The organism is Variovorax sp. 10N412, assembly GCF_056394985.1.
Genome location: NZ_JBFTIO010000033.1, coordinates 1 through 7,887, shown reverse-complemented (window position 1 = coordinate 7,887; position 7,887 = coordinate 1). Strand labels below are relative to the sequence as shown.

The following is a 7,887-nucleotide window of genomic DNA, read 5'->3' as shown; positions in this document are numbered from 1 at the left end:
TGGCAGCGGACGCGTCTTCTCCGCAACGATTGAAGGGGCACGTCCGACCCTGCAAGACACGATGGTGGCCACCAGTGTTTATGTGGGGCATCTGGAGGAAGCGTTTCCCGACGCGGCCGAGCTGATCGCATGTTTCAGCGCCTGGCAACAGGAAGATAGCCCGGATCGAGACGGCTGTTCGCATGCCGATTCCGAGCGTTCGCTCAGTTGGCAAAAGGCACATAGTACGGCACAAAGCGCTGGACGGTCGTGGCTCCGTAATCCCTCGCAGCAGACCTTTCGGTTCAGGCTTCACGAGGTTGCGGCGACACCAAGGCAGCCGTTCCAGCTTAGTGAACTGGGTGCCGCGAGTCCCCGTTAAGCATTTCTTCGTGGGGATCCGTCGGTCATGATCCCCATGCACCGCTGACAGTCGTCCATGAGCCAATGAGATTTCTTCAGTGACCCAGCCAACATCTTGAGCTCCGTCCTGGGTTGGCCAACCGCAAGCTTTCGTTGGCGCTTCGGTGCGCTGAAACACTGGATGGGATTAACCCACTTCCTGACCAGGACTCTGGCGCACGTGAGCGCCGAGATGAGCTTGCATTTACTGGCTAATAACTCAAACGGGTGATGAAGGTGCTGGGGTTCGCAGAACGATAAGGCATTGCATTTGGCTGGGGCATGAGCCCTTGCCATCGCGCTCGCTCTGCGTGGATAGGTCTGCACGTTGCGGGCGGTGGCCTGACGGCCGCATTCTGTTTCTACTGTGCGCCGTCGAGCGACCGAGTTCGGCATACTGGTGTGCCGAGTGCGCTTCCCACGCACCCTCGGCCAGAAGCGGCCGAGTTATCCGCCTGATCGAAGGGCGGCGCGCGTCAGGTATTGAGGTCCCACCCTATCTGCGTCTCGAAAGACCGCCTGAGCCGGTCGAATATGACGTCCACGGCGTACAGCTTCAAGCACGAGTTGACGATTTTGACGCACGAGTGATCTTGTGGCGGAGGAGGGTGGTCGACCTCGAAGCACTTCCCCCTGAGGGCTGATTTCGGCCCTCGTCTAGCAGTGGCTGACGCTTTCTCAAGCGGCGGCGGATACAGACCGATGGAGGCCCTTCACGAAATCGGGCAGTACGCGACCTGCGCGCATCAGCAGATCGAACTCGCTGTCCTCAATTTCGCGCGGGACTACGTCGAAGTGACATAACGTCCCGCTGAGTTCGTTCTTCGAGCTCAGCATGGGAACGCCGTGATAACTAAGCACGACCCCTTGGTGTGGGTTGCCGTCTAGCCGTGCATCCAGGGACGTGTCGTCAGTTTTGAAAATCCCGTCCTTCAGCACGAACTGACAAAAACTGATCGCCAGCGGAACGACTTCAAGGAAGTCGGTGCGAATCTGGCCCAACTTGTCTTCAAGCAGGATGTTGCGGAGCATGTCGCCTTCGATGCGGTACACGGCGGTGTAGCGGTGAGGCACTCCTGCGTTGAGGTACTTCAGCGACGCTTGCGCGCCGCGCGCTCTCAGCGTCGAAGTGAACTCTTCAAACCCGCGGTTCTCGTTGTCATGGGACCTAGCGTGGCGCACCACAGCTGCGTAGCAAGCGTGAAGAAAAATACGTGGGCGGCCGTCCGGCATCGAGGATTCACCCAACCTACGCCGGGCGCCTGAGCAACCTCTACCAGCGCCGGCTGACCGCCGGCAAGCAGTATGGGACTTTTTTCAATTCCCGTCTGTGCGCTACCGGACGCAGGGATCAAATCACGCTGATCCAGTTCGCTTCAGGGCCTTGATTCAAACGAGCATGCTTGCTACGTCATGTGGACGCGCCCGGCTCCAAACTTGACAGTCGTCACGCGCGCTAGATGGGCAATCAGGGTATCCTTAAGATAGTAGAACTATCGTTATGCCAATGCCCAAAGAAACTCCAGAGATCCATTTGCCTGAGGGGTGGACGTGTTGGCTGGAGTTACAGGACGACGATGGCACATGCTCCGGTAAAGCTGAACTGCGTGAGGGGCGCGAGACCCGTTGCGTGTTGGTCCTTGCCCAACAGCCGACGCGCGAGGAAGCGTTAAGGCGTCTGCAACTGCGTGCGGACCATTTCATCCGTGAACGGCAAGTTCGACTCTTGCGAGAGTCGAATTCCCCCGCAGCGGGCTACTCGACTAGCGCGATTCCTTAGAACGCTTTGTCATGTGCGATGCCGCACAGACGAATAGTTCGCGCAGCGTTACGGTGGGGAAGCTCTACGCAACACGCCCGATGAAGCCATTCGCCCAAAACGACAACGTGCCAGCTAGTTCCACACTTTCCGGACCGCAGTGGCGGACTGAAATGTTCGAAGGGCCTATCTACCGCGGTGGCGTGAGCTTTTCGGCGGATGTGAACTCAGCCGGTGTCCTGCACTGCCGCTTGGTTTACGCGGGGCCGAAGCGGACCGAAGCCATAGCGCACGCGTCGCTCGCAGACCGAGCGCGCAAGTGGATTAAGGGATACGAAGCTCGCCCGCCTAAACCAGTCTGACCGAATGAGCAAGTGGACGCGTTGTAGGAGACTCGACGAAACCCGGTAGCATCCGGTCGCTTGAAGAGCGACGATCAGTCCTTATATCTTGCGCGTCGATAACACACGGGGGGTGTCAATGCCGATGAATTTCCTGCGGCGCATCGAAGACGCGTCGTTTCCCTTGGTCATCCACAACGAGTCCGACATCCGATGCGCGGCAGTCTTGGCCGCAGCCGAGTTGCTGGAGGCGAATCTTCCTGAGTCGGGCGATGCCACCGGCCGCGCCGGGGTAATTCTCCGCATTACGCCGACGGGACGGGCGGAGTTGAACAGGCTCCAGCGGTCGTCTGGCGATGCAGCAGATGCGCGGCGATCACAGGTCTGAAGGTCGCGTCGCTGGCCATACGGGAAGTCGCGCGGGCGGCTGCACGTCTGGTGCGGCACTGCGCTCGTTGGTCTCCCGGGGAGGCATTACCACCGGCGCTTCACGCCCATTTATTGCGGCGAGGTAGGCTCGAACGTTAGCTACTGAGTTCCCGACCGCTCGAACCGCGATGCGCAACTCGGCGACGCTGCAGCCGAGGTGCGTCGCCCACGCAGTTGCCTCGGTGAGGGTCGTCGCTATGACGTTCTGGGTTCGTGTCCGCGGGGTCCAATTTCCCATGATTTCTCCTTCACGAGAGGTACCCCCGGCGCATGTACCAAGCGAGTTTTCGCCAAGCACACAGGAGGGCGTAGAGGCTCATTGCACGCTCACTTCAAGGGGATGCCCACGGGTGCGGCATCCTCGTCGTCGCCGCCGACCTCACGCGGGCCAATGCGTTCGTCGGGCGCGTACCCGAGCAATGCTTTTGTCCCCGCCTGCAGCGCATCGAGCCACATGTCGTAGCCCTCGTCTGCGGACTCGAGCTCGCGCCATTGGGAGGCGTCATCCCCTTCCTCCATGAGCACCCAGTAAAAGTGCCCCGGGTCGGGTTCGTCGACGTGGACCGAGATCCGGCGGATGTGCGACATCAGTTCTTCTTCAGGTAGACGCGGACTGCCTCGGCCGAGTTGCCCACGGCTTTGACGGCGTCTCGGAGCTGGGCCTCGGTGCAGCCGAGTGACTTCGTCCAGGAGAGCCCTTCATGCGGCTCGTTCAGGGAGATCAGCTTTCGGTCCAAGCCGGTCTTCTTGGGGTCATCTTTCATGGTGTCTCCAGAAGCCGGCACCGCGCCGACCTGAGGGGGACATTGCGACGGAGGGCGCTGCGTGAGCCATCCTCAAAAATCGATTCTGGATGACGGTCTCTCTCCTACGCCGGCCTGCGCCGGCGGCCCGGCTAGAAGAGGTCGAGTTGCGGCGGCGGTGGTGGCGGTGGCGGCGCCGCTAGTTCAATCACCGGCGCTGCCGCCGGCTTTTCCTGCTTCGCGCGCGGTGCCAGCGGCGCCGGATAGGCCTCCAGCTGGCCCATCCACTGCTTGAAGAATCGCGGGGCCTCCGCAACGGGACACGTCAGCCACGGGTCGTATTGCTCGGGATCGAGGATCACGACCATGCGCTTTTCGTGCCCATGCTTGTGGAAGCGCGACATCACCGGGTGGCCGTCGGCGTTCACTGTCAGCATCGCGAAGCTGAAAAGCTCCTGCCCGGCCGGGTCGAACCATCGCTCCCAGATGCCCGCGATGCCCAGCGGCACCTCGCCTGGCTGCTGGACGCGGTAGCGCTCTGACTTGCTCTCCGGCGTCTCGTAGTAAGGCTCGAAGATGGCCTCGGCCGGGATCACGCAGCGTTGTCCCAGCCGCCAGGCGTTGCGAAAGCTGGGGAGCTTCGCGACTGTCTCTGACTTCGCGTTGTAGGTCTTGAGGCCATACGCGATTTCCTTGGCGAAACTGGGCAGCAGGCCGAAGGCGCCATCGTCGACGCGTTTGTATCCCGAGTCATCCTCGGCCAGCCGGATGAACGGTGCCATGCCCGTGGGCCAGGCGATGACTGGCGCCTCGTCGCCCTCGCGCACCACGCCGAAGTACGAAAGCAGCCGATCGGGGCGTGTGACGGCTTCGTAGTTGCTGCACATGGCTGAGAGGATAGGGCGGGGCCGGGCCGTTGGCTACCTGTCGCCGTCGCCTTAGAAGTGCCCTGGATCGTTGCCTGACGCCGTCTTCGGGTCGTAGGCAACCCTGCGGGTCGGCCAGCGCGTGAGCGCCGCCGCGACTCTTCTCGCCTCCGCTGTGTCGTCGAACTCGTGCTCTCTCGCCTTGCGCCGCACTTCTGCTGGCGTCTCCATGTCTTCCGGGGCAAAACCGCTGTTCGTGAGCGCTACCGGGCGGCACCACCACGTCTGGGGATAGCGATCGGACCGGATGTTTTTCATGGACCTGCCACGCGGAATGACATCTGTGCCGCTGATCAAGATGCCGCCGCGATTCTTGATCAGCGCGCGATCTAGCACGCCGCGCTGAAGCGCAAGCCCAAGCGAAATGAATTCAGCGAAGACCAGATCGCGCTGCTGAAAACAAAGCTGCGGTTCGCCGTGCCGCCGCAGCTACAACGTAACGCTTAGTGAGCTCTGAATCGTCACATTCCTGAAGACGAACGAAATACTCTATGACGGCATCAGACCGATAGTTCTCCTGGAGCGTGCGCGGGCTTGGCAACGCCTCACAAACGGGCTATTTGCGCGGAACTGAAACGGGCTCCAGCCACTTTGCCGCGGCGGCCTGCGGTGACAGTTCGCGAAGATGCGGCTCCAGCGCGAGGTCTGCAGCCAACTCCTCGAGCTGCCCGGGATCGACGGTGCGCCAATGCATCTTCAGTTGCCGGGCGCAGTAAAAGACCCACATGTCGGTGGGGATGTCGTCTTCCATAGAGTGTTGATAGCAGGGCCGCTGCCTCCTGTGCTGGTGGGAGGGAAGGGGCTGATTGCCGGAAGTCCCACGAAAATTTGTAAACCTTCTTGCTCGCCGCCGATGCGTCCTCGATACTGTACATCCATACAGTAATCGGAGCCACAGATGGCCATCTCCCTGTCATGGGCTGATGGCGAAAACACGCCAGCGGTCCCCCCGTCTTCATCTCGGTTGGCCACCGGGCCGCGTTGGCCCGTCGCGCTGCCGCACGGCGTCGAATCGGCCCTCTGGCGCGGTAATGCCCTCGGCACGCCGGTCACGACGACTGTCGCCACCGGCTTCGAAGCGCTTGACGCGGAACTGCCCGGCAACGGGTGGCCCTGCCAGTCGCTGACTGAGGTGCTGCAGGTCCAGCCCTCGGTGCTCGAGTGGCGGCTGCTCGCTCCCGCGATGCGGACGCTAGTCGACCAGGGCAAGCAAATCGTGATCGTCGGGCCGCCGAAGCCTCCACACCTGCCGGGCCTGAAGCACCTGGGCCTCGACGAGCGCCACCTCGTCTGGATCCAGGCGGACAAGCCTGTTGAACGCCTCTGGGCGACCGAACAACTCATCAAGGCCAACGCCGCGGGCATGCTGGTGAGCTGGCTGCCACAGGCGCGTCAAGAGCAGATCCGGCGGCTGCAGGTGTGCGCTCAGAGCTGCGACGGCCCCGTCATCCTCTGCCGGCCCGCGGCCGCCGAACACGAGGCCTCGGCCGCGCCGCTGCGCCTGCAGGCGCGCCTGGGGGTCGACTGGGAGTTGCACATCCACTTGCTCAAGCGCAAGGGCCCCCCGCACGAGGGCGAGCTGACCCTGCCCTCGGTGCCGGGCGGCTTGGACGCGATCCTGACTCCGCGCCTTCGCCAGCCGAGCCGCCTGATCGCCGCGCGCAAATTTCAAGAACGTTCCCAAGACCTTTCCCGAGAGTTCACCCATGCTGTGGGCAGCCCTTCTTCCCGACGGCCTTCCGGACGACCCGCAGCCGCGCACTGAGGCTCTCGACGGGCTGGCGACGTGGTGTTTGCAGTTCACGCCCCGCGTCGCTGTCCTCGAGGCGCTTCTGCAATGTCCGGCGGTCGTGATGGAGCTCGAGCAGAGCGTGCGTCTTTTCGGCGGCAAGCGCCGCCTGGTGGAGCGTGTGCGCGAGGACTGCACCAGCCTCGGCGTGCGGCAGCTGAGCTGGGCCCCAACGAGCTTGGCTGCGCTGGCCGTCGCAAGATCGGGCCTGTCCAACGGCTTCGCCAAGCCGCTGGCCCAGCTTCTCGATGCATTGCCCCTGGAAACCCTCACGCAGGTCGCGGCGCACCAGGCGACGCTGGCCCGGCTGGGATGCCGGACCCTCGGACAGGTCCGTGCGCTGCCGCGTGGCGGCCTGAGTCGCCGCTTCGACGCGCAGCTGCTCGCCACCCTCGACCAGGCCTACGGCCTGCGGCCCGAGACCTACTCTTGGGCTCAGCTGCCGGAAATCTTCCACGCGAAGCTCGAACTGATGGCCCGCGTGGAGCACGCGCCCGCCATGCTTTTCGGAGCACGACGGCTGATGCTGCAGATGGCCGGCTGGCTCATGGCGCGGCGTTCCGGGGTGACGGCTTTCACGCTCCGCTGGTGTCACGACGCGATGCGCGCCAAGAACGCGGGCGACGGCGGCGAACTTACAGTGCGCACCGCCGAAGGCACGCGCGACACCGAGCACCTGATCCGGCTACTGGCTGAGCACCTGGGCAAGGTCGAGCTGCTCGCGCCCGTGGGCGACTTGGAGCTGCTGGCCACCGAAGTGCAGTCGCTGGAAGAGAAGAGTTTTTCGATGCTGCCTGAGGCGCGGCAGTCCGGCGAGAGCCTGGCGCTCGTGCTCGAGCGCATTGCCGCGCGCCTGGGCCCGGACCGTGTGCTTCGCCCCGTGATCCTCGAAGACCACCGCCTCGAGTGGATGTGCCGCTGGCGTCCTGCGCCAGAGCCGGCGCCGCGAGTGAGATGCCGCGCAATCGACGTGCCGCAGCCTACTTTCATCCTGCCCAAGCCGCTGCGGCTGGCGACCGAGCACAACCGGCCGCTGTACCAAGGCGTGCTGCAGCTGCTCGCAGGCCCGCACCGCGTGGAAGGCGGTTGGTGGGACCGCACGACCGAAGCGGACGAGAGCCAGCAGGAGACGACGCGGCAGAGCGCACGCGACTACTGGGTCGCCGTGAGCGAGCACGCCGGTGTGCTGTGGATCTTCCAGATGCGCCTGGCCCAGGAAGAGACCGCATGGTTCCTGCACGGAACATTCGCGTGAGCGTCCTGATGGAAATTCCGTGATGGAGCTTCGCTAAATGGACTTGCCCGAGTACGCCGAGCTGCGGTGCGTGAGCAATTTCAGTTTCCTGCGCGGCGCGAGCCAGCCCGGTGAACTGGTCGAGCGCGCCAAGCAACTGGGCTACAGCGCGTTGGCGATCACCGACGAATGCAGCCTGGCCGGTGTAGTGCGCGCCCACGTGGCTGCGAAGGAGCAAGGGATAAAGCTGCTGATTGGCAGTCAGTTTCTGGTCGAGCCTGAAGC

12 protein-coding genes and 1 pseudogene are annotated in these 7,887 nt (G+C 63.4%); 6 read left to right on the top strand and 7 right to left on the bottom strand.

All coding sequences use genetic code 11. The annotated features are described in order from the left end of the window. Both AC1DJH_RS32820 and AC1DJH_RS32815 read left to right on the top strand, forming a co-directional pair. On the top strand, nucleotides 1–361 hold a 361-nt coding region (locus AC1DJH_RS32820), incomplete at its 5' end, for a hypothetical protein (protein WP_478188576.1). A gap of 141 nt (nucleotides 362–502) precedes the next feature. Further along, nucleotides 503–667 (top strand): annotated as a pseudogene (locus AC1DJH_RS32815) (IS5/IS1182 family transposase); the annotation flags it as partial. A 392-nt stretch (nucleotides 668–1,059) separates the two neighbouring features. Here the strand turns inward: AC1DJH_RS32815 and AC1DJH_RS32810 are convergent. Beyond that, nucleotides 1,060–1,614, bottom strand: coding sequence for a guanylate cyclase (locus AC1DJH_RS32810; RefSeq protein ID WP_478188575.1), 555 nt, complete (start codon nucleotides 1,612–1,614; stop codon nucleotides 1,060–1,062). Nucleotides 1,615–2,620: 1,006 nt separating this feature from the next. Here AC1DJH_RS32810 and AC1DJH_RS32805 point away from each other — a divergent pair. Beyond that, entirely contained in the window at nucleotides 2,621–2,869 is a 249-nt protein-coding gene (locus AC1DJH_RS32805) for a hypothetical protein (RefSeq protein WP_478188574.1), read from the top strand. Here the strand turns inward: AC1DJH_RS32805 and AC1DJH_RS32800 are convergent. The 6 genes from AC1DJH_RS32800 to AC1DJH_RS32775 form a co-directional block, all read right to left on the bottom strand. Continuing rightward, nucleotides 2,858–3,148 (bottom strand): DUF3606 domain-containing protein, encoded by a 291-nt coding sequence (locus AC1DJH_RS32800; protein WP_478188573.1) that lies wholly within the window; start codon nucleotides 3,146–3,148, stop codon nucleotides 2,858–2,860. The genes AC1DJH_RS32805 and AC1DJH_RS32800 overlap by 12 nt on opposite strands. Nucleotides 3,149–3,237: 89 nt before the next feature. Continuing rightward, on the bottom strand, nucleotides 3,238–3,498 hold the full coding sequence (locus tag AC1DJH_RS32795) for a hypothetical protein (RefSeq protein ID WP_478188572.1): 261 nt from the start codon (nucleotides 3,496–3,498) through the stop codon (nucleotides 3,238–3,240). Further along, the gene (locus AC1DJH_RS32790) at nucleotides 3,498–3,674 is read right to left on the bottom strand and encodes a DUF3606 domain-containing protein (protein ID WP_478188571.1); all 177 of its coding nucleotides are present in this window, start codon (nucleotides 3,672–3,674) and stop codon (nucleotides 3,498–3,500) included. Before AC1DJH_RS32790 ends, AC1DJH_RS32795 begins: the two co-directional genes overlap by 1 nt. A gap of 131 nt (nucleotides 3,675–3,805) precedes the next feature. Then, nucleotides 3,806–4,540, bottom strand: coding sequence for an SOS response-associated peptidase (locus AC1DJH_RS32785; RefSeq protein WP_478188570.1), 735 nt, complete (start codon nucleotides 4,538–4,540; stop codon nucleotides 3,806–3,808). A 51-nt stretch (nucleotides 4,541–4,591) separates the two neighbouring features. Then, on the bottom strand, nucleotides 4,592–4,915 hold the full coding sequence (locus AC1DJH_RS32780; RefSeq protein ID WP_478188569.1) for a hypothetical protein: 324 nt from the start codon (nucleotides 4,913–4,915) through the stop codon (nucleotides 4,592–4,594). A 220-nt stretch (nucleotides 4,916–5,135) separates the two neighbouring features. After that, the gene (locus tag AC1DJH_RS32775) at nucleotides 5,136–5,330 is read right to left on the bottom strand and encodes a hypothetical protein (protein ID WP_478188568.1); all 195 of its coding nucleotides are present in this window, start codon (nucleotides 5,328–5,330) and stop codon (nucleotides 5,136–5,138) included. A 147-nt stretch (nucleotides 5,331–5,477) separates the two neighbouring features. Between AC1DJH_RS32775 and imuA the strand changes: the two genes are divergently transcribed. The 3 genes from imuA to AC1DJH_RS32760 form a co-directional block, all read left to right on the top strand. Then, nucleotides 5,478–6,344: a translesion DNA synthesis-associated protein ImuA gene (gene imuA / locus AC1DJH_RS32770; protein WP_478188567.1), complete on the top strand. Its 867-nt coding sequence runs from the start codon at nucleotides 5,478–5,480 to the stop codon at nucleotides 6,342–6,344. Then, nucleotides 6,286–7,623 (top strand): Y-family DNA polymerase, encoded by a 1,338-nt coding sequence (locus AC1DJH_RS32765; protein WP_478188566.1) that lies wholly within the window; start codon nucleotides 6,286–6,288, stop codon nucleotides 7,621–7,623. The genes imuA and AC1DJH_RS32765 overlap by 59 nt, the downstream gene beginning before the upstream one ends. Nucleotides 7,624–7,660: 37 nt before the next feature. Next, a partial coding sequence (locus AC1DJH_RS32760; protein WP_478188565.1) for a PHP domain-containing protein occupies nucleotides 7,661–7,887 on the top strand: 227 nt, incomplete at its 3' end.

What these genes read in the sequence shown, in the direction of transcription:
- AC1DJH_RS32800 (WP_478188573.1), bottom strand. Translation starts at nt 3,148, where the DNA reads ATGGGAAATTGGACCCCGCGGACACGAACCCAGAACGTCATAGCGACG.
- imuA (WP_478188567.1), top strand. Translation starts at nt 5,478, where the DNA reads ATGGCCATCTCCCTGTCATGGGCTGATGGCGAAAACACGCCAGCGGTC.
- AC1DJH_RS32785 (WP_478188570.1), bottom strand. Translation starts at nt 4,540, where the DNA reads ATGTGCAGCAACTACGAAGCCGTCACACGCCCCGATCGGCTGCTTTCG.
- AC1DJH_RS32775 (WP_478188568.1), bottom strand. Translation starts at nt 5,330, where the DNA reads ATGGAAGACGACATCCCCACCGACATGTGGGTCTTTTACTGCGCCCGG.
- AC1DJH_RS32790 (WP_478188571.1), bottom strand. Translation starts at nt 3,674, where the DNA reads ATGAAAGATGACCCCAAGAAGACCGGCTTGGACCGAAAGCTGATCTCC.
- AC1DJH_RS32765 (WP_478188566.1), top strand. Translation starts at nt 6,286, where the DNA reads ATGCTGTGGGCAGCCCTTCTTCCCGACGGCCTTCCGGACGACCCGCAG.
- AC1DJH_RS32795 (WP_478188572.1), bottom strand. Translation starts at nt 3,498, where the DNA reads ATGTCGCACATCCGCCGGATCTCGGTCCACGTCGACGAACCCGACCCG.
- AC1DJH_RS32805 (WP_478188574.1), top strand. Translation starts at nt 2,621, where the DNA reads ATGCCGATGAATTTCCTGCGGCGCATCGAAGACGCGTCGTTTCCCTTG.
- AC1DJH_RS32810 (WP_478188575.1), bottom strand. Translation starts at nt 1,614, where the DNA reads ATGCCGGACGGCCGCCCACGTATTTTTCTTCACGCTTGCTACGCAGCT.